This is a genomic window from Caballeronia sp. INML2 (assembly GCF_023631365.1).
Classification (GTDB): Bacteria; Pseudomonadota; Gammaproteobacteria; order Burkholderiales; family Burkholderiaceae; genus Caballeronia; species Caballeronia turbans.
The window spans coordinates 21,869-41,136 of record NZ_JALQDH010000063.1; the positions used below are offsets into that span (position 1 = coordinate 21,869).

The window sequence follows — 19,268 nt, forward strand, 5'->3', positions numbered from 1 at the left end:
AAGGCTCGCGCATGCTGACGGACGCGCTCGGGCCCACGCGCAGGTGCGCGAAGCGCGTCTCGAGGGTATGACAGGAACCGCTCACACGCGCTGGGCGACACACGGGGCGCACTCCCCGACATGCGAGGCACGCCGAAAAGCGCTTCATAGGTGACCAGCGAACGACGCCATTGAAGCCCCGCCCGAGCCGGAGCGTTGTGTCATTGTCGTGGACGAAGCGCTGCCGCCCGGCAAAGCCTCGAACGCCGCCGCAGTGGTGGCGTTCACGCTGGGCCAGCGCACAGCCATCTCGACCATTCCGTCAAAACCTTTCGAGCGGATGCACTGTGTCCCTGGTAGCCCGACGATCGTCGTCGAGTGAGTCTCATTCGATGATCGCGGCCGCGAATTCAACAACGGGCGCAAGGGATCTTGAAATGACGAATATCTTGGAGCTTCACGGTGCTCCGTCCGGCAACTGCATCCGCGCAGTGATCGTTCTGGAAGAAGCCGATTTGCTCTACACGATTCGATTCGTCGATCTCGCGACTCACGAGCAGAAGCAATCCGCACATCTGGCGCTGAACCCGGCGACAAAAGCACCTGTTTTGGTCGAGCAGACACAGGACGAAGCACCGTTCGTCGCAACCCGGTCAAGCTCGATCGTCTGCTACGGTGGAAAAGCGGCCGGTCGCCTGCTACCGGAAGATCATCGAATTCGCGCGTCGTTGACGACGACGAGTCATTCGGTCGATTTCGACGATGACCAACCTGATCGTGAAACCGATGAAAAGCGTTGCATCGGTTGGTGAAAGGCCTGGCCCGCAGCGCACGGCCATGCGCCATCACATCCGAAAGCGGTCACGCGTCGTCACGTAGTCGCTCGCGCCGAAGCGTCCCACCGGAAAGTAATGCTCCAGGCGGACGCGCCATGTATCGATATCGATGAGTTCGTCACGCGCATGAAGCATCAGCACGCGTCCGATGAAGATGTGGCGGCTCGCCGTTTCGAGCGTCTCCCATAACGCGCACTCGAACGCGACGGGCGCCTCGGCGATGCGCGGCGGCCTCACGCGCGTCGAGGCAAGCGTGCTCAAGCCCACCTGTTCGAGCTCGGAGACATCCGGGGCGAAGCGTTCGCCGCAGCGATGCATCTGCTGCGCGATGGCTTCATCGGCGAGATGCACGACGAACTCCTTTTCGCGCGGGACATTCACCGCGGTGTCCTTCAACGTCCCGTCCGCCAGCCGGTTGATGCTGATCATGACGATGGGCGGCTCTTCGCCCAGCATATTAAACATGGAGAACGGCGCGGCATTCACGGTGCCGTCCGCGCCGAGCGTCGTGACGAGCGATATGGGCCTCGGCACGATCAGACTCGCCATTAGCTGGTAACGCTGGTACTCGGTAATTGCTTCGAAATCGATTTCCATGTCACTCCACTGCGGTTCGTTGCGCGGGATCGATGCCGAGCAGATGCGCGAGTCCGTTTGCGCCCGGCATGCGCGATGTCTCGATGCGCGCCTCCAGGCTGCGCAGATGCGCCATCATGTGCGCGATCGCGCCCGCGGCATCGCGCGCTTCGAGGTGATCGAGGATGGCGGTGTGCTCGTCGTGCTCGCACGGCGCGTTGCCGGCCGGCTCGTAAGCGCCGACGATCAACGAGCAGCGTGAGATCAGTTCGCTGAGATAGTGTTCGAGGATCGCATTGCCCGCAAGCGTCGCAATACGCAGATGAAAAGCGCTCGCAAGCCGCGCCCACGATGGCTGATCGAAGCGATGCATCGCCTCGTGTTCCTCGTCGAGTTGTCCGCGCAACGCGGCGATATCGGCGGCGCTCGCGCGCTCCGCCGCGAGTTCGACGAGCGCACGCTCGACCGAACGCCGCGCCTCGAAAATCGCGCGCGTCTCCTCGCGGGTCGGCTGCGCGATCACCGCGCCCCTGTTCGGACGCAGCACGACGATGCCGTCGTATGCGAGCTTTTCCAGCGCGCGCCGCACCGCCGCGCGGCCCACGCCGAACAGCGCGCATAACTCGGGCTCGGGCAGTTTCGTGCCAGGCGCGAGCCTGCGATTGAGCACGCCTTCGAAAATCGACCGATAGACGCGCGCGTCCGCGCTCTCCTTCCCGCTCTTCATGCGGCCTGCGCCGGCATGGGCACGGCTTCTTCGACATGACGCGCGACCGCCCCGGGCGTCGCGAGCCAGATGTCCTCGCGCGCCGCTGCGATATGCGCCAGCGCACGCCGCAAATGCCGCAACCGGTACGGCTGCCCGACGATATACGGATGCAGCGCGATGCCCATCACGAGCGCCTGCGGCGTGCGCGCGCGCAGCGTCTGCTCGAGCATCTCGTCGAACTGGTCGATGATCATATCCGCGAAGTCGCGCATGTCCATGTGACGCGCCATGATCATCGGCAGGTCGTTCAGCTCCTGCGGATACGGAATCGACCACAGCGGGCCGCCGCGCGTGTTCATGCGTACGGGCCGGTCGTCGTGACACCAGTTGAGCGTGTAACGGAAACCCGTCTCGGCGAGCAGGTCCGGCGTGCGATGCGATTCGGAGATCCACGGCGAGAGCCATCCCGAAGGCGCTGCGCCGGAGCATTCGAGCATGCGTGCGCGGCAGTGCGAGAGCAGCGCGCGTTCGCCGTCTTCGTCGAGATCGCTCTGGCGCTGCGCGTTCGTGTGACCGTGCGCGATGAGTTCGTCGCCACGCGCGGCGCATGCTTCGACGAGCGCGGGACAGTGATCATAAAGCGACGTATTGATGAGCGTGCCCGCGGGCAGGTCGAGCGCATCGAACAGTTCGATGCAGCGCCACGCGCCCACACGATTGCCATACTCGCGCCAGCTGTAATTGAGCACATCGGGCTGCGGCGACAACGGCCCGAGCGCAGCGCCCAGCCCCTCGCCGAACGCGAAGTGTTCGAGGTTGAAGCCGAGATAGACCGCGAGGCCCGCGCCGTTCGGCCAGCGATATCCATCGCTTTCGTGGATCGGCCGATAGTCGAAGCGTCCATGCGTCTTCAACGGAGCGAAGTCGTTCATTGTCGAGTGTGATGAACCGGTTTGGTTATGTCGTGCCCCATAGCGGACCTGATCCGCACCTCGATCGCACACGCCAGGCGTCTGCAGATGCTGACGATCGGGGTCCGTGATCGTGTGCAATATGCGCGCCAATTCGTCGACACCTGCTGTCAGCGTATGTGGCAGCGTTCTGGTCGTGCGGCTCGACCGTGCGCCCGCGCACGAATGGCATATGTCTTGCAATGGCTTGCCCGCTGTATTCCATCAGCGTCTTCAACAGGACAAGCCTTCATGGTTCAACCGGCATCCACGGTGGTTCGCGCGAGCCCGGCCGATATCGAGCTCGTGCATGTTTCGAAGCGCTATGGCGATGCGCTCGCCGTCGACGCCATCGACCTGCGCATTCCCGGCGGAGCGTATTGCTGTCTGCTCGGGCCGTCCGGCTGCGGCAAGACGTCGACGCTGCGCATGATCGCGGGCCACGAATGGGTCTCCGAAGGCGATGTGCTGATCGGCGGGCGCAATGTCACGCGCGAGCAGCCGGTCGCGCGCGGCACGGCCATGGTGTTTCAGAGCTATGCGCTCTTCCCGCATCTCTCGGCGCTCGACAACGTCGCTTTCAGCCTCAAGGTGCGCGGCGTCGCGAAGGAAGCCCGCAGGAAGCGCGCGGGCGAACTGCTGGAACTCGTCGCGATGTCGGCCTACGCGAGCCGCAAGCCTGCGCAACTCTCGGGCGGACAGCAGCAGCGCGTTGCGCTTGCGCGAGCGCTCCTCAACGAGCCGCGCTGCCTGCTGCTCGACGAGCCGCTGTCCGCGCTCGATCCCTTCCTGCGCGTGCAGATGCGCGCCGAACTCAAGCGCTGGCAGAAGGAACTCGGCATCACCTTCGTGCACGTCACGCATTCGCAGGAGGAAGCGATGGCGCTCGCGGATCTCGTCGTCGTGATGAGTCACGGTCATATCGAGCAGAGCGGCACGCCTTTCGACGTATTCAACCGGCCGCGCACGGAATTCGTCGCGCGCTTTCTGGGCGGTCATAACGTGCTCGCCTCGAGCGGGCGGCTCTTCACGGTGCGCGCGGATCATCTGCGCATCGCGCCGCAGGGCGTCGCGCCCGGCACGAGCGCGGGCAACAGCGGTCTTCTGCGCATCGGCGGGCTCGCGTGCACGGTGCGCGAAGCGGAGTATCAGGGCACGCATCTGCGCATGACGCTCGATCCGCTCGACGGCTCTCCCGAGCTCGTCTCGATGATCAGCGACGCCGACTACGACGCGCAACGCGCCGGCCCCGGCGCGCGCGTGACGGTGTGGTGGGACGAGCAGAACGCGCATCCGCTCGCCGCGTGAACTCAGGCATTCACAACTTTAAATTCGAGGAACGTCCATGAACGACGAACAAGCCAGCGCACGCGAAGCAGACACCAAGAACGCAGGCATTTCACGCCGCACGTTCATCAAGGGCGCGGTGGCGGCGGCGGGCATCGCCGGGTTTCCGTATGTGCACGCGCAGGAGAAGATCACATTGCGCTATCTCGGCACCGCGGTGAACCAGAGCGCGGAGATCGCGAAGAAGTTCAAGGAAGATACGGGCATAGAGATTCAATACATTCCCGTCACGACCGACGACGTGACCAAGCGCATCATCACGCAACCCAATTCGTTCGATATCGTCGACACCGAATACTTCTCGCTCAAGAAGCTGATTCCCGCCGGTACGCTCGCGGGCATGGATGCGAAGCGCATCAAGCTCGCCGACAAGATCACGCCCGTATTGACCAAGGGCGAGGTGAACGGCAAGAAGATCGGCGATCAGGGCACCGCGCCGAAGAAGGTGATGTTCCTCAAGGGCGCGCGCTCGACCGAGTTCAGCGCGACGCCCACCGAATGGATGACGCTCATCCCCACGACGTACAACGCGGACACGCTCGGCATCCGCCCGGATCTGATCTCGCGGCCCGTGACGACATGGGCCGACCTGCTCGACCCGCAGTTCAAGGGGAAGGCCGCGCTGCTCAACATTCCGGCCATCGGCATCATGGATGCGGCCATGGCGATCGAGGCGACGGGTCACGTCAAGTACGGCGACAAGGGCAACATGACGAAGGCGGAGATCGACCAGACCATCAAGGTGCTGATCGAAGCAAAGCGCGCGGGACAGTTCCGCGCGTTCTGGCGCGACTTCAACGAGAGCGTGAATCTGATGGCGTCGGGCGAAGTGGTGATCCAGTCGATGTGGTCGCCCGCCGTCACCAAGGTCCGCACGATGGGCATCGCGTGCAAGTTCCAGCCGCTCAAGGAAGGCTATCGCTCGTGGGCCTCGGGCTTCGGCTTTCCCCGTTCGCTGCAGGGCAAGAAACTCGATGCCGCGTATGAATTCGTCAACTGGTTCCAGGACGGCTGGGCGGGCGCGTATCTGATGCGCCAGGGTTACTACCCCGGCGTGACCGAAACGGCCAAGTCGCACATGCAGGCCTACGAGTGGGACTACTGGATGGAAGGCAAGCCCGCGGCGCAAGACATCAAGGCACCCGACGGCCAGTTGCTGGAGAAGGCCGGCACCGTGCGCGACGGCGGCTCGTACAGCCAGCGCATGGGCGCGATCGCCTGCTGGAACGCGGTGATGGACGAGAACATCTACATGGTCCAGAAATGGAACGAGTTCATCGCCGCATAAGGGAGCGCCGCTCACGATGGCTTCAGTCGAATATCTCGAGCAGGCGAAACAGACGCCGGTGCGTCACCGGCGCGTGAGCGCGTGGCTGCAGGCGACGCCCCTCACGCTGACCTTCCTGCTGTTCTTCATCGTGCCGCTTGTGATCACGCTGATCGTGAGCTTCTGGGACTTCAACGAATATCAGATCATCCCGGCCTTCACCCTGAAGAACTACGCGGCGATATTCGACGGCTGCGGTTCGTCCACGGACGTGTGCGTGACCTTCAAGACGTACTGGTCGACACTCAGGTTCTGCGCGATCGTGTGGGCGGTGACGCTCGTGCTCGGCTTCGCGCTCGCGTACTTCCTCGCCTTTCACGTGCGCACGACCGCGATGCAGACCGTGCTGTTCCTCGTCTGCACCATTCCGTTCTGGACCTCGAACGTGATCCGCATGATCTCGTGGATTCCGCTTCTCGGGCGCAACGGACTCGTAAATCAGGCACTGATGTCGGCGCATCTCGTCGACCGGCCGATCGAATGGCTGCTGTACTCGAACTTCTCGGTCGTGCTCGCGTTCGTGCATCTCTACACGTTCTTCATGATTGTGCCGATCTTCAACGCGATGATACGCATCGACCGTGCTCTGCTCGAAGCGGCGCGCGACGCCGGCGCGAGCGGCTGGCAGGTCATCCGCGAGGTGGTGCTGCCGCTATCGAAGACGGGCATCGTGATCGGCTCGATCTTCGTCGTCACGATCGTGATGGGCGACTTCCTCACCGTGGGCGTGATGGGCGGACAGCAGATCGCCTCGGTCGGCAAGATCATCCAGGTGCAGACCGGCTACCTGCAGTTCCCCGCCGCGGCGGCCAACGCGATCATCCTGCTTGCCGTCGTGCTGATGATCGTGTGGGCGCTCACGCGCGTCGTCGATATCAGAAAGGAGCTGTGACATGGCGGGTGCAATCGCGCATCGGGAACATCGGCCCGCGAGCTTCTACTGGCTCTCGCTCCTCTTCGGGCTATTCGTGCTGTTCCTGTACGGGCCGGTCATCACGATCTTCATTCTGTCCTTCCAGGGTCCTGAAGGCGGTCTCACCTTCCCGATGCGCGGCGTGTCGCTGCACTGGTTCGCGGCGTTGCGCGACGGCGTCGGAGATATCGACATCTGGGCCGCGTTCGGACGCTCCGTGAAGCTCGCGCTCGCAGTAACGGTGCTGACCGTGCTGTTCTCACTGAGCGCGGGCCTTGCGTTCAGGCGGCGCTTTCGCGGCGATACCGCGGTGTTCTATGTCTCCGTGGCGAGCCTCATCATGCCGTCGATCATCGTATCGCTCGGCATCGGCCTCACCTTTCGCCTGCTCGATACGCTCATCAAATATCTGGCGAACGAATGGGGCTTCCAGTCGTTCGCGGATGGCTGGGCCACGTCGATGGGTCTCTTCACCTCGGCGCTCGGTGCGCATCTCACGTGGACGCTGCCGTTCGGCCTGCTCGTGATGTTCGCCGTGTTCAACCGTTTCAATCCCGCATACGAGGAAGCGGCGCGCGATCTCGGCGCTTCGCCGTGGCAGTCGTTCAAACACGTGGTGCTGCCGATCATCGGGCCTTCCGTGATCGGTGTCGGCATGTTCGGCTTCACGCTGTCGTGGGATGAAATAGCGCGAACCTCGCAGGCGATAGGCGACCAGAACACGCTGCCGCTCGAATTGCAGGGCTTGACGACATCCGTGACGACGCCCGTCATCTACGCGCTCGGCACGGTGACGACGCTGATGTCGCTTGCGGTGATGGTCGGCGGCCTGTTGATCGTGAGATCGATTGCAAAGCGCCGAAAGCTCGTCAACTGAAGGGCCTACGTCAGTTCGAGCACCCGCTCTCCCGCCACAAACGCGCTTCGGCCCGAACGCCTTCTGCGCGGCGAGCACGCCGTCGAGTCCGAATCCATCCAGCCCTTGTCCGTCTTCGAGCCGGGAATGAGCACGCCGACACGCATCGCGCCATCGGCGACGTACGCATCGGAGAGAAGGTTGCAAGCTCAACCTTGCAGCTCGCGATACTGCTCGCCCGCTCGAATATCTGCGCAAGACCAGCCGAGCGTCAGGGATTGTTTTTACTTTTCGTCACTAGGCGATTCTATGCATATAAGCCGGCAGGTCTGGATCGGGCAGCACAGCAAGCACTTTCAATCGCTGCCGCGTGCGTGTTTCGCCGTTCCTGAGGTGCGCCGCAAGCGCTTCGGACGCTGCGTCGAACTTTCCTTGCAACAACAGTTCAATGACCGTCCGGTGCTCGGTTAGCGTGCCCATTTCGGGATGCAAGCGGAACGCGTCATAGAAGGCGTGATTGACGATCAACGGCATGTGCGCATGGCTGATCGTCGCGAGCAGTTTGCGGTTCGATGCGCCCGCGAGAAACGTGTCGTGCAGCGTGGTTTCGAGGTGATGCAGCGCCGCGGCATGAACAGAGTCCGGATCGTCGATGGCGCGTTCGATATCGCGCAACGCCGCTTCGAGCTTCTCGCGCGGCAGCGTCGGACCGCTGGCGCGCAACGCGGCCGGTTCGAGCAGCACACGCAGTTCGTAATCCTGCCGCACGGCGCGCGCGGTGAGCGGTCCGCACAGCCAGTGCGAATACGCTGACTTTTCGACGAGTCCCCGATCGCGCAGACGGTTGAGCACTTCGCGCACAGTGCCGCGGCTCACGCCGAACGCTTCGGCCGCATGGCTCTCGTCGATGCGGAAATGCCCGAACACGATGCCCAACGAGATGGCGGCTTCGAGCGAGTCGTAGATGCGCTCGGCGTTGGTCGGAATATCGAGCGGCTCGGGCGGACGGTCGAAGCCCAGCGTTTCTTCGGAGATGGGCGCACGCAGCGGTTCCGGCGCGCTGCCGTCCGCACGCGCGACGAGATAGCCGCGCCCTTCGAAGGTGATGAGCAAGCCGCCCGCGTGCAGCATCTCGAACGCCTTTCGCACCGGCACGCGGCTCGTGCCGAAAATTCGTGCGACCGGCCCTTCCAGCAGCACGAGTCCCGGCGCGATATTGCCAAGTGCAATCGCCGATTTCAGTTGATCGTGAATCACGCGGTAACGAAGACGGCTGTCGGCTTCGGGCGAGACATCGGTCGAGCCGATGTCGGGCAGCCGGCGCGTTGCCGCGTCGGGTCGTGAAGATCGGGTGGCGCCTGCGCGTCTTGTCATCGTCGAACGAACTTCGCCTTCAGGACCGCATGAATTCGGTCCAGCGGCGCACGAGGTAGTTGTGCTCATCCATCACCGAATCCCAGACCGCGATTCGGCTCATGCGCGCGAGGTAGCTGCCGCCGTCCCGCATCTGACCCACGGGCACCAGATGCTTGCTGGTGGGGCCGGGAAGGTCGGCGCTCGCGCGGGCACCATCGTACCAGTAGGACCATTCGGCGGCGTCCATGTGCGCGCGCGAGCGTTCCGGATTGGAGATGTAGAAGCCCTGCCGCGCCACCGTCGCGCCTGCCCAACCTTCCTGCCACCAGTTCAGATAATCGTACGCGGCATCCAGCACACGGCCATGCGCGAGCCGCGATATGCCGATACCCCCAAACCACGCGCGATAACCCTCGCGCGGCCGAGCCAGCCGGAACTTCAAGCCCGCGCGCTCCAGTTCGATGGTCGCCGGCGACCAGATGCTTTGGATCGCCACCTTGTTCGCGATCATCAGTTGCGCGGCTTCGGCGAAACTCGACCAGAAGCCCGCGAAGTGCCCTCGCCGCTTGTAGTCTTTGAGAATGGCGATCAGCCCGTCGATTTCCTCGATATCCAGATTGCCGATGTCGTCGAAGCGCATGAGCCCGCTCGCTTCGACAGCCAGCGCCGCATCGATCGCGCCGATGGCGGCATCCGCCTGCAATGCGACGCGTCCTGACAACTCTGGCGCGAGTAACCACGCCCAGCTCTCGTCCGTTTCGGTGAGGGAGGCAGGCATGGCGTCTTCGAGATAAACGAAGCTGTCCGCGTTGTGCGTGAGGGGCAGCATGCTGATGCGCTCGCTCGCCTCGCGTCCGAGCGATCCGTCCGGCTGCACGTACAGCCGGTCGGCGGGCGCGCAGCCGGCGTTCGTGGCTTGATGTGCGGGATCCATCTGCCCCGTGCGCGGCAGGGCGTTGACTTCATTCCAGCGCCGGATGCGCGCCAGTTCGATGGGTTGCAGCGCGTGCGTCGGCCACACGCAGTCGAGGCTGTGGAACCACTGGTCGTAAAGCTCGTAGCGGTCGGGATGCATCGCGCCGTCGCGCTGTACCGCGCCGCCATCCTGCACGATAAAACGCAGCCGGATGCCGAGATCCTGCTCCGCGCGTTTGCGGATGTGCTCCTGCAGCGTCACGGTCGTGCCGAGCACCCGCAACTCGACTTTGGACGGATGCACGGCAGGCGCGGACGGACTTGGACGGACGGGTTTCAATCGACGGTTTCGGCTGTTCGGAGATGCCGGCACAGACGCCGGTAGGAATCGGCCACGGTCTCGCGCGTGAGACCCTGCGCGATGAAAACGAGCCGCGAACGACGCGCGCCTTCATCGGGCCACGCATCGAGATGCAAAACGGGGTGCACGAGATGATGCACGGCATGCACGACGACCGGTTGTGCCACACCGGTCAAGGCGAGTATGCCCTTGACGCGCAGAATGTTATCACCGTGGCGGTTGAGCAGCAGCGTGAGCCAGAGCGTGAACACGGGCCAGTCGAGCGGTGCATCGAACTCGATGCAGAAAGCGTTGAGCGCCTCCAGGCCTTCGCGGTGCCCGGGCATTGCGTTCAGTCGCGCGAGCGGGTTTTCGACCTCGCCGCGCGCGTCGTGCTCGCGCATGCCGGCGCGCCGCACGAAATCGGCGAAGTCGTGCGCGTTCGCCGCTTCGTCCAGGACGATCGATGCATCGGCGTCGTTCGTTCGCCATGCGATCCGCGCTGCCGGATTCAGTTGCGCAAGAGTCTTTTCGAGCACGCAAGCATCGCCCGCGAGATCCGCCTTGCTGATGACGATACGATCCGCCGCCGTGACCTGTGCGAGCCATTCCGGATGCCGCATGCGTTGCTGCCCCGCGTTCACGGCATCGACGACCGTGACGATCGCGGCAATCGAATAATGGCTCGACACGATACGGTCGCCCAGAAGCGTCGCGACGATCGGCGCGGGCGTCGCCAATCCCGTCGTTTCCAGTACGACGCGCGAGAACGGCGGCACTTCACCACGCGCGCGGCGCGAGAACAGCGCGGCGAGCGCATCCTTCAGTTCGCCGCGAATGGCGCAACAGACGCAGCCGTTGTCCAGTAATACGGTCTGCGCATCCACTTCGCCGATCAGCAGATGGTCCAGCCCGACCTCGCCGAATTCGTTGACGAGCACGGCGGTGTCGCGCGCGGCCTCGCCCTTCAGGACATCGGCGAGCAAGGTTGATTTACCGCTGCCCAGAAAGCCCGTCACGATGGTCACCGGAATCACGTCGTAGGCGAGGCTCATGCGTGCGCCTCCTCAGCGTCCTCAGCGTCGTCATCGTCGTCATCGTCGTCATCGAACAGGGTCAAAGGATCGAGCGGACGCCCGAGCATGCCTTCCGCCGCCTTCCACACCTGCATGAAGTCCTCGACGATGACCTGCGCGCCCGTCGGCGACGACAGCACGAACGACTGTCCGTGAAAATCCACGAGCTTCAGCCGGAAGCCTTCCAGCACACGGTTCGCATGCGCGACCTGCACGTACCGCTGCTGCCGCGCGCTCGCGCCTTCGCCCGCCGCCACCGTGTTCGACCAGTGGCGCCCGCCGCCGAGCAAACCGCACATACCGCACATTTCGCTGACTCCTTTCTTCAGGGCATGACATCGCCGGAATTGGGGCCGAGTGTCTGGCCGACGAACAGGTTGCCGCCGGGATCGGACGCGAGCAGCACGGCCGTCGGCGCGACTTCCTCCGCGCGGCCGAAGCGCCGCAACGGCAATTCCTTCGATTTCGCTTCCTTCCACGCTGCGCTGATGCCATCCACGAGCGGCGTCTCGATAGGACCCGGCGCAATCGCGTTCACGAGCACATTGTCGGGCGCGGCTTCGAGCGCGAGCGACTTGGTGAAGCCGATCACGCCCGCCTTCGCCGCCGAATAATGCGTGAGTTCCGCGCCGCCCTTGATGCCGAGCTGCGACGCCACGTTGATGATGCGCCCCCAGCGTTGCGCCGTCATCGACGGCAACGCGCGCCGCGAGCACAGGAACACGCTGCGCAGATCGACGCGCAGCATGTCGTCCCACATCCGCGTGGTGAGGTCGGTGCAGCGCGCCTGCGTCAGCATGCCCGCGTTGTTGACGAGAATGTCGATGCCGCCATACGCCGCAATGCAACGATCGACGATGCCGTGCGCGCCCGCTTCATCGCCCACATCGGCGATGACGGTGTCTACCTGCGCGCCGCTCGCGCGGCACAGGTCGGCGTGCGCGGCGAGACGCGCTTCGTTGAGGTCCGCGAGCACGAGGCGCGCGCCCGACTGCGCGTACGCCAGCGCAATCGCCGCGCCGATGCCGCTTGCCGCGCCGGTGACGACGGCGCGGCGGCGATCGAGTGAAAATGCCGATGCCATATCGTTGAGCGTCCTGTATGCGATGAATCAGCCTGGCCAGCGCACGGTCAGCCCGCCGTCCGCGATGATCGACTGGCCCGTGATGTACGACGCCTCCTCGCTCGTGAGATAGCGAATCAGCGAAGCGATTTCCTGCGGCCTGCCCACGCGCCCGAGCGGAATGCCCTTCGCGGCTTCGCGCAATCCGTCGGGTCCGAGCGAGTTCACGGCATCGAGCGATTGCGGCGTTTCGATGAGCCCCGGGATCACCGCGTTGCAACGGATGTTGCGGGGCGCAAGTTCCATCGCGATCGCGCGGCACAGGCCGGGCACGCCGGCCTTCGCCGCCGAATAGTGCGTGTGGTTCTCCCATCCGTACACGCCGCCCGCGATCGACGACACCGCCACCATCGCGCCGCCGTCCGGCATGTGACGCGCCGCCGCGCGGAAAGTGCGCATCACGCCGGACAGATCGACATCGAGCATCTGATGCCATTGCGCGTCACTCATCTCCGTCAGCGGCGACGCGCGCAGCAGCCCCGCATTCGCCACCGCGTAATCGATGCGCCCGAAGCGCTCCATCGCCGCGTTCGCGAAGGCTTCGACCTGCCCGGCCTGCGTGACGTCGACCGCATGCATCAGGCACTCGCCTCGCGCTTGCTCGACGGCATGCGCGGTGGCCTGCGGATCGTGCGGATCGCCGGGGAAATAACCGCCCGCGACCGCCACGCCGATCTGCGCGTACGCCACCGCCAGCGCCTGCCCGATACCGCTCGCCGCACCCGTAATCAAAGCTACTCTCACAGCATTCCTCCAGTCGGATTATTTGTTTTCGGCGGGATCGACGTGCCGCGCGAACAGGATCAGCACGCCGGACAGGAAACACGGCACCGCGCCGAACCAGAGCGCCGCGTGCAGCCAGTCGCCGCCGTGGCTGAGCATGTAGGTGACGCCGACGCCCGCGAGGATCGCGCCGATGGGGCCCATCGCGTGGACGATCGAACTGCCGGTGCCGCGAATGGCCGTGTGATAGCTCTCGCCGATGAAAAACAGCGCCGCCGAATACGGTCCGATCAGGAAGAACAGCCCGAGGCTGTATAGGGCGACCACGACGCCCGCGCTGCTCGGCCCGAACAGCATGCCCGCGAAAGCGAGCCCCCCGCACATCCAGCCGATGGCGAGCGTGTTGCGCCGCCCGATCTTGTCGCCGATGAAACCGTGGCTCAGATAGCCGCAATAGCCGATCACGTTCGACAGCACGAGAATCAGGAGCGAGTTTTCGAACGACACGTTATGTACCTGCGTGAGCACCGTGGTGCCGAGCACGCTGAACACCTGAATGGCCGACCAGTTCAGCAGAATGCCGCCGCCGAGCACGAGCGTCGCACGCAGCGCGCTGCCTCGGAACGCTTCGGCGAGACCGGCGCGGGCGTGCTCTTCGTAATCGACGGAATGGGTGCTCGCGAGCGAGCGCGCTTCGCCGTCCTGCCCTGCTTCGCGCAACTGCTTGATGCGCTTGTGCAGCAGGAATTGCGGGCTTTCCTTGAGCCGCCGTGTCATGAAGAAAATGACGATGGCCGGAAACGTCGCGAAGATGAAGCAGCCCTGCCAGCCGATGCGTGGCAACAGCAGCGCCGTCAGGCCCGAGGCGATCAGCGCGCCGATCGGCCAGCCGCCTTGCACGAGGCTATATATGAAGCCCTTGTTGCGATTGAGCTTCGGATCGTTCGCGGCCGAATACAGTTCGTTGAGATATGTCGCGTTGACGGTTTCCTCGGCGTAACCGAGACCCGACAGCGAGCGGATCAGCACCAGCGGCACCTGTCCCATCGCGCCGCCGACGACGGTCAGGCCCGAACATACCGCCGCCCCCGCGACCGTCCACAGGAGTCCCGCCTTGCGGCCCAGCCTGTCGAGTAACGGCCCGATGGCGAACGCGATCACCGCCGTGCCGATGGCGACCAGCGTGGCGATCTCCGCCTGCGCCGCCGCGTCCCAGTTGTAGTGCTTGCCGATTTCCGGCAACAGCGTGCCGAACAGAATGAAGTCGTAGACCGCAAAAACCCAGGCGAAGAACGCGACGACCGTCGCCCGCTTCACATCGGACGGCAGGATCTGTTCGAGCCTGAAGCCCGAAGCAGATAACGGATTCTCTTTCATCGTGTTGCTCCTCTGGAGCTCGGGAGTGGACATGGTCGGGACTCGTGTCGGTCGGTTTGGGGGCGAGGTCAGGACTGGCGGGGATGACGCCGCAGGAAGTCATCGGCGATTTCGTCGCAGGTGCAAAAGCGCACGCCCGCGTGCTTGCGCAAGTGCGCGATCAGGCGTTCGAGCATCAGCAGCACCTGCGGCCGGCCGGAGACGTCGGGATGGATCGTGATAGGGAACACCGCGTAATCGTGTTCGCGGTATACCCAGTCGAACTGGTCGCGCCACATTTCCTCGATATGACGCGGATTGACGAAGCCGTGGCTATTGGGCGCTTTCTTGATGAACATCATCGGCGGCAGGTCGTCGAGATACCAATTGGCGGGAATTTCGACGAGATCGGTTTCGCGGCCGCGTTGCAGCGGCTTCATCCATGTGTCGGGATGCTTGCTGTAGTCGATCTTCGTCCACGAATCGCCGACGCGCACGTAGTACGGGTGAAAGTCGTTGTGCATCAAACTGTGGTCGTACTTGATGCCTTTCTTCACCAGCAATTCGTTGGTCACGTTGCTGAACTCCCACCAGGGCGCGACATAGCCGGTGGGCCGCTTCCCGCTCAGCTTCGTCACCAGTTCGATGCTGCGGTCGAGCACCGCTTCTTCCTGCTCGGGCGTCATCGCAATCGGGTTTTCGTGGCTGTAGCCGTGGATGCCGATTTCATGTCCCGCGTCGGCAACCGCCTTCATCTGCTCGGGAAAAGTTTCGATCGAATGTCCGGGAATGAACCACGTCGTCCTGATCTTTTCGCGTTCGAAGAGCTTCAAGAGACGCAGCGAACCGACTTCGCCCGCGAACAGGCCGCGCGAGATGTCGTCGGGCGAATCCTCGCCGCCGTATGAGCCGAGCCAGCCCGCCACCGCATCCACGTCGATGCCGAATGCGACCAGAATTTCCTTAGCCATCTTGATGTTCTCCTTTGAGCGATTGAGCGATTCAGTTCAGGCCGACCGTCTGCTCGACGGCCAGCGCGAGCGCGATGAGCGCATCGTCGTCGTTTTGTGCGCGCATGAGTTGCACGCTGGTGGGAAGGCCCGTCGCGTCGACGCCCGTGGGCATCGCGAAGGCGGGTGTATCGAGGAAGCTGCCGGGCATCGTCATCGACAGCGTCTCGAGGTTCACGCGGGCGAAGCGTTCCGGATCGGCTTCAAGGGACGCGCATTCCGGCGCAACGTGCGGCAGCGTCGGAAGGAGCAGCGTCGCGCCCGCGAGTTCGTCGCCGAACCGGGCGATGAGACGCTCCCGGTCCGCGAGCAACTCGCCGAGACGCGATGAAGGCACACCGCGGCTTAGTTCCAGTCGCGTGCGCACGCGCTGGTCGATGCGCTCGGCATCGGCGGAATCCAGCACGCCGCGGTACGTCTCGAAGGCTTCGAGCGATCCGAACCAGCCGCGCTCGCCAATGAGATCGCAGGCGGCGTCGAAGGCGACGACCGGCGCCTCGTCCATGCGCGCGCCGGCTTTAGCCAGTCGAGCCAGGAAGCGCATGAAGTTGCCCGCGACTGCGTCGGTCACCGCGAAACGCGCCTGCCATCCGGTCGGCACGACGAAGCGCTGGCCACGCAGGTCGCGCAACGCGCCAACGGCTTCGCGGCCACGTACGACGGCGTCGAAGGCGGCGCAGTCGGCGGCTGTACGGGCGAGCGGGCCGATGGTGTCGGCGGACCGTGACAGGCCGGTCATGCCCTGCTGCGCATAGCGCGCCCGGCTCGCGCGGTAGCCGACGACGCCGTTCAGCGCGGCGGGCACGCGGATGGAGCCGGCGGTATCGGTGCCGACGGCGATCGGCACGACGCCCATCGCTACCGCGATCGCCGAGCCCGACGACGAGCCGCCCGGCGCGCGATGCCCGCCACCCTCGACGGTTGCGTCGAAGGCGGGATTGAAAGGCGTGCCGAAGTGCGGGTTCAGCCCAAGGCCCGAGTACGCGAATTCACTGAGGTTCGTCTTGCCGATGCCGACCAGTCCCGCGCGCACGCTCGCCGCGACCAGTGGCGCATCTACGGTTGCCGGAGCGCGGGCGCGGAACAGCGCCGACCCCGCCGTCGTGACGCTGCCCGCGATATCGAACAGGTCCTTCCAGGCGATCGGCACGCCGTCGAGCGCGCTCGCGGGGCATCCGTCGCGCCAGCGCGCGGCTGCGGCGCGGGCTTCATCGAGTGCGCGGGCTTCGTCGATGGAGACGAAGGCGCTGTTTGCGTCGCGCGCGGCGGCGAGCGATTGGCGCACGACCTCTTCGACATTTGCGCTTCCGTCCGCATACGCGGCGGCGAGCGTTACGGCGGACGCTGTTTGGGCAGGCTGAGTCGGCAATCGAAGCTCCTCGACCAAAATGTATTTCGTCAACAACATCCGTTTACGATGCAAACGCCAAAAAAAAACGGCAACCGAGGGATTACCCTTAGTTGCCGCTGGCGCCCTGCGTCGCGGATCGGTAGGGCTTCCCAGGCCGATCGGGCGGCGATCCGTCCATGCGCGAAGATATATTCGGTGGTTAGAACGGGCGCGATTTGGGCAAGGTTCCTCACGGGCCGGGCCAGGCGCCTGCAAAGAGAGTCAAATCGAAAGGAAACCTTAAGGAGACGGCAACGTGGTTTGGCGGCAAGAGCGAACTGCTCTCTCTCTCATTAAGCGACATTGCCCCGACGAGGTAATGCCCGCCTCCAGCGACCATCGCACGCTGCGCAAGAACAGCATCGTTTATCGGCCTGACGAATCGAGCGAGCATGTCTATCTGCTCAAGAGCGGCAGCGTCAGGCTTTACCGTTCGACCGAGGACGGACAGGATGCCGAAGGAGTTCGACGAAGACATCGAGCCGAAGCGGATCGACGCCATCGTGCATTTCGCGGCCATTGCGCGCCTTCTCGTCACGACGGACAACGAGGTGTTCCGCATTGCCGTGATGGGCACGTACAACATATTCGATGCGGCATCGAAGTACGGCATCCGCAAGGTGATCGTCGCCTCCAGCGAGACGACGTATGGCGCAGTGTTCGCGCGGACAGCTATGCCACATCGAAGTCATCAACGAAGTCACGGCGAAGGCGTTTCATGTGCGCACGGGAGCGGACATTTACTGCCTTCGCATTGGCCACGTGCCTGTCCGCGAGCCGAGAAGATCTCTTCGCACTCAGTCTGTGCCCGCCACTATGCAAATGCCTGGCGCGTCGTATTAACAAACCAATCCGACGCATCTTTTATGGCGCTCCAAGCCATCGCGAAGCGTTTCCATAGCAGCGCTTCTCATCCGCCGCTGCGGCCGGGTTTGTCGTCACCGATCCATTGATCAATTCAGGATCAAAGCTGCCCCCGGCCCGTGCCGCGGCAGCACACGCGTCGGAAGCATTCACGCAACTTTGAGCAAGACTCGAGGCGCCCTGTGCTGACCGCGAAGTGCGAATCGCCCGATGGCTTGTCACACACGAGACATATCGACCGCGATATGGCTCGCGCAATTTCCCTTGCTACCAATCCGAAGCCGATATTTAATAGCGATGGATTCCTCACGTCTTTTTCAAGGTGCTCGTCGCATCGGGTGCGCGCCACGCTCGACGCACGCTATTGCTCTAGCGACACCTCATTCAATGCTAACTCCCGGCGCCTATATTTCGTTGCATCCGAAGCACGAACGAAGGGAGCAACAGCGTGGACAACCCATTCGACGACGATCAGGGCACGTTCCGTGTCCTGATCAACGAATCGCAGCAGCGCTCGCTCTGGCCCGCTCATCTCGACGTTCCGGACGGCTGGACAGTGGAGTATCCAGACAGTTCGCGCAGGCAATGCCTGGACTACATCGAACAGAACTGGACTGCACGGTCCTGATGATTCTCGATCTGGGAGTGGGAAATGGCCAAGCACATTGTGAAAGTGATCGACCTTGTTCCGGGACGCAGCGTACAGCTTCCGTCCATCGATAATGAAACGCTCGGCCGCGGGCAATTCTGGAGCGACTATGTCTGTGCTCAGAAACCCGTTGTCATCAGGCGGGCTGTGCGCAACTGGCCCGCTCTTCAGAAATGGAATGCACCGGGTTATCTGGAAGCATTGACGGATAGCGAAGTCGGCGTCTCCGATGCGTTCAACGCCTCGCCCACCGGCCTCTGGTATGCAAATCTCCCGAAGCTGAAACTCGGTCAGGCCATCACGCGTCTGCGCAATGCAGGGCCGGACGAGACACATGCGATTCGCGCGTTGCCTATTCCGGCGGAATGGAAGCCCGATCTCGGCCATTACGATTTTCTCGAAGCAGAGCGCGATCGACCGCCGCGCGCCTACGCGCAAGACCGGCTCTTCATCTATCGGAATGCTTCAACCGAATGGCATTACCATACGACCGACGAGACGCTGACCACGCAACTCATCGGGACCAAGCGCATTTCCATGTTCAAGCTGTCCAGCGAAGACTGGCAGGCGTATGCCGTGCCGATCAAGTCCAATCTTCATCACATGGATGACAGCGCGCGCTTTTTTCCCGCGGATGGTGCACTGACGAAGTTCGAAGCGACGCTTGCGTCCGGCGACGTTCTCTATATTCCGCCGTTCTGGTGGCATGGCGTCGATCCCGCCGATAGCGATTTCGGCATCACACTCGCTCATTGTTTCAGAACGCCGCTCAATCGCATCGGTTCATTGAGCGATCCCGCCGTGAAAGACGTCATCCACGCGCAGCAAAGCGCGATGCTCGCGTTCCGCATGAGAGCGTTCGTCGCCCTCGGTTCGCTATCCCGACTCGTGACTTCGTGAGTTTCATATCCGCACCCGCGGACGATCGAGGCGCATTTTCGTCCCTCCTCGCCGCCGGATCAGTCTGACGAAC

Annotated in this window: 20 protein-coding genes and 2 pseudogenes; 10 read left to right on the forward strand and 12 right to left on the reverse strand. The window is 63.7% G+C overall.

Annotated elements, in window-relative coordinates; all coding sequences use genetic code 11:
• The first annotated feature begins 202 nt into the window (after positions 1-202).
• Together NCT32_RS22565 and NCT32_RS22570 are read left to right on the forward strand one after the other, a co-directional pair.
• Positions 203-361, forward strand: coding sequence for a hypothetical protein (locus NCT32_RS22565; protein WP_311394693.1), 159 nt, complete (start codon positions 203-205; stop codon positions 359-361).
• A gap of 55 nt (positions 362-416) precedes the next feature.
• Positions 417-791: a glutathione S-transferase family protein gene (locus NCT32_RS22570; protein ID WP_061117016.1), complete on the forward strand. Its 375-nt coding sequence runs from the start codon at positions 417-419 to the stop codon at positions 789-791.
• Between the two features lie 33 nt (positions 792-824).
• Here the strand turns inward: NCT32_RS22570 and NCT32_RS22575 are convergent, their stop codons facing one another.
• The 3 genes from NCT32_RS22575 to NCT32_RS22585 are packed head-to-tail and all read right to left on the reverse strand — an operon-like array spanning position 825 to position 3,032.
• Positions 825-1,412 (reverse strand): flavin reductase family protein, encoded by a 588-nt coding sequence (locus NCT32_RS22575; RefSeq protein WP_061117017.1) that lies wholly within the window; start codon positions 1,410-1,412, stop codon positions 825-827.
• Position 1,413: 1 nt separating this feature from the next.
• The gene (locus NCT32_RS22580) at positions 1,414-2,118 is read right to left on the reverse strand and encodes a GntR family transcriptional regulator (RefSeq protein WP_061117018.1); all 705 of its coding nucleotides are present in this window, start codon (positions 2,116-2,118) and stop codon (positions 1,414-1,416) included.
• Positions 2,115-3,032 carry a polysaccharide deacetylase family protein gene (locus tag NCT32_RS22585; RefSeq protein WP_061117019.1) on the reverse strand — a complete coding sequence of 306 codons (918 nt, stop codon included), beginning with the start codon at positions 3,030-3,032 and terminating at the stop codon, positions 2,115-2,117. Before NCT32_RS22585 ends, NCT32_RS22580 begins: the two co-directional genes overlap by 4 nt.
• Positions 3,033-3,302: 270 nt before the next feature.
• Here NCT32_RS22585 and NCT32_RS22590 point away from each other — a divergent pair, with 270 nt between their 5' ends.
• Genes NCT32_RS22590 through NCT32_RS22605 form a run of 4 tightly spaced genes read left to right on the forward strand, consistent with a single transcriptional unit; the run spans position 3,303 to position 7,514 of the window.
• Entirely contained in the window at positions 3,303-4,358 is a 1,056-nt protein-coding gene (locus NCT32_RS22590; RefSeq protein ID WP_061117020.1) for an ABC transporter ATP-binding protein, read from the forward strand.
• A 37-nt stretch (positions 4,359-4,395) separates the two neighbouring features.
• Positions 4,396-5,685: a PotD/PotF family extracellular solute-binding protein gene (locus NCT32_RS22595; protein ID WP_061117021.1), complete on the forward strand. Its 1,290-nt coding sequence runs from the start codon at positions 4,396-4,398 to the stop codon at positions 5,683-5,685.
• Positions 5,686-5,701: 16 nt separating this feature from the next.
• On the forward strand, positions 5,702-6,616 hold the full coding sequence (locus NCT32_RS22600) for an ABC transporter permease (protein WP_061117022.1): 915 nt from the start codon (positions 5,702-5,704) through the stop codon (positions 6,614-6,616).
• A 1-nt stretch (position 6,617) separates the two neighbouring features.
• Positions 6,618-7,514 carry an ABC transporter permease gene (locus NCT32_RS22605; RefSeq protein ID WP_061117023.1) on the forward strand — a complete coding sequence of 299 codons (897 nt, stop codon included), beginning with the start codon at positions 6,618-6,620 and terminating at the stop codon, positions 7,512-7,514.
• A gap of 276 nt (positions 7,515-7,790) precedes the next feature.
• Here the strand turns inward: NCT32_RS22605 and NCT32_RS22610 are convergent, their stop codons facing one another.
• Genes NCT32_RS22610 through NCT32_RS22650 form a run of 9 tightly spaced genes read right to left on the reverse strand, consistent with a single transcriptional unit; the run spans position 7,791 to position 16,761 of the window.
• Positions 7,791-8,867, reverse strand: coding sequence for a GntR family transcriptional regulator (locus tag NCT32_RS22610; protein WP_086960842.1), 1,077 nt, complete (start codon positions 8,865-8,867; stop codon positions 7,791-7,793).
• A gap of 19 nt (positions 8,868-8,886) precedes the next feature.
• Complete coding sequence (locus tag NCT32_RS22615; protein ID WP_061117024.1) at positions 8,887-10,068, reverse strand: PotD/PotF family extracellular solute-binding protein; 1,182 nt, start codon at positions 10,066-10,068, stop codon at positions 8,887-8,889.
• Between the two features lie 32 nt (positions 10,069-10,100).
• Positions 10,101-11,159: a GTP-binding protein gene (locus tag NCT32_RS22620; protein WP_061117025.1), complete on the reverse strand. Its 1,059-nt coding sequence runs from the start codon at positions 11,157-11,159 to the stop codon at positions 10,101-10,103.
• Complete coding sequence (locus NCT32_RS22625; RefSeq protein WP_061117026.1) at positions 11,156-11,488, reverse strand: hypothetical protein; 333 nt, start codon at positions 11,486-11,488, stop codon at positions 11,156-11,158. Before NCT32_RS22625 ends, NCT32_RS22620 begins: the two co-directional genes overlap by 4 nt.
• A 17-nt stretch (positions 11,489-11,505) precedes the next feature.
• On the reverse strand, positions 11,506-12,264 hold the full coding sequence (locus tag NCT32_RS22630) for an SDR family NAD(P)-dependent oxidoreductase (RefSeq protein ID WP_061117027.1): 759 nt from the start codon (positions 12,262-12,264) through the stop codon (positions 11,506-11,508).
• Between the two features lie 27 nt (positions 12,265-12,291).
• Positions 12,292-13,047 (reverse strand): SDR family NAD(P)-dependent oxidoreductase, encoded by a 756-nt coding sequence (locus NCT32_RS22635; RefSeq protein ID WP_061117028.1) that lies wholly within the window; start codon positions 13,045-13,047, stop codon positions 12,292-12,294.
• Positions 13,048-13,065: 18 nt separating this feature from the next.
• On the reverse strand, positions 13,066-14,436 hold the full coding sequence (locus tag NCT32_RS22640) for an MFS transporter (protein WP_250478519.1): 1,371 nt from the start codon (positions 14,434-14,436) through the stop codon (positions 13,066-13,068).
• 35 nt (positions 14,437-14,471) lie between these two features.
• A complete protein-coding gene (locus NCT32_RS22645; protein WP_061117030.1) occupies positions 14,472-15,353 on the reverse strand; it encodes a polysaccharide deacetylase in 882 nt (293 codons plus the stop codon).
• Between the two features lie 31 nt (positions 15,354-15,384).
• Positions 15,385-16,761, reverse strand: coding sequence for an amidase family protein (locus NCT32_RS22650; protein WP_250478520.1), 1,377 nt, complete (start codon positions 16,759-16,761; stop codon positions 15,385-15,387).
• 299 nt (positions 16,762-17,060) lie between these two features.
• Between NCT32_RS22650 and NCT32_RS22655 the strand changes: the two are divergent.
• From NCT32_RS22655 to NCT32_RS22670, 4 genes and pseudogenes are all read left to right on the forward strand, one after another.
• Positions 17,061-17,236: pseudogene (locus tag NCT32_RS22655) on the forward strand (cyclic nucleotide-binding domain-containing protein); the annotation flags it as partial.
• 1 nt (position 17,237) lies between these two features.
• Positions 17,238-17,547, forward strand: a pseudogene (locus NCT32_RS22660) (NAD-dependent epimerase/dehydratase family protein); the annotation flags it as partial.
• Positions 17,548-18,094: 547 nt separating this feature from the next.
• Positions 18,095-18,274, forward strand: a complete 180-nt coding sequence (locus NCT32_RS22665) for an MbtH family protein (protein WP_061117032.1) — start codon at positions 18,095-18,097, stop codon at positions 18,272-18,274.
• 24 nt (positions 18,275-18,298) lie between these two features.
• Positions 18,299-19,195, forward strand: coding sequence for a cupin-like domain-containing protein (locus NCT32_RS22670; RefSeq protein WP_061117033.1), 897 nt, complete (start codon positions 18,299-18,301; stop codon positions 19,193-19,195).
• Positions 19,196-19,268: the final 73 nt, after the last annotated feature.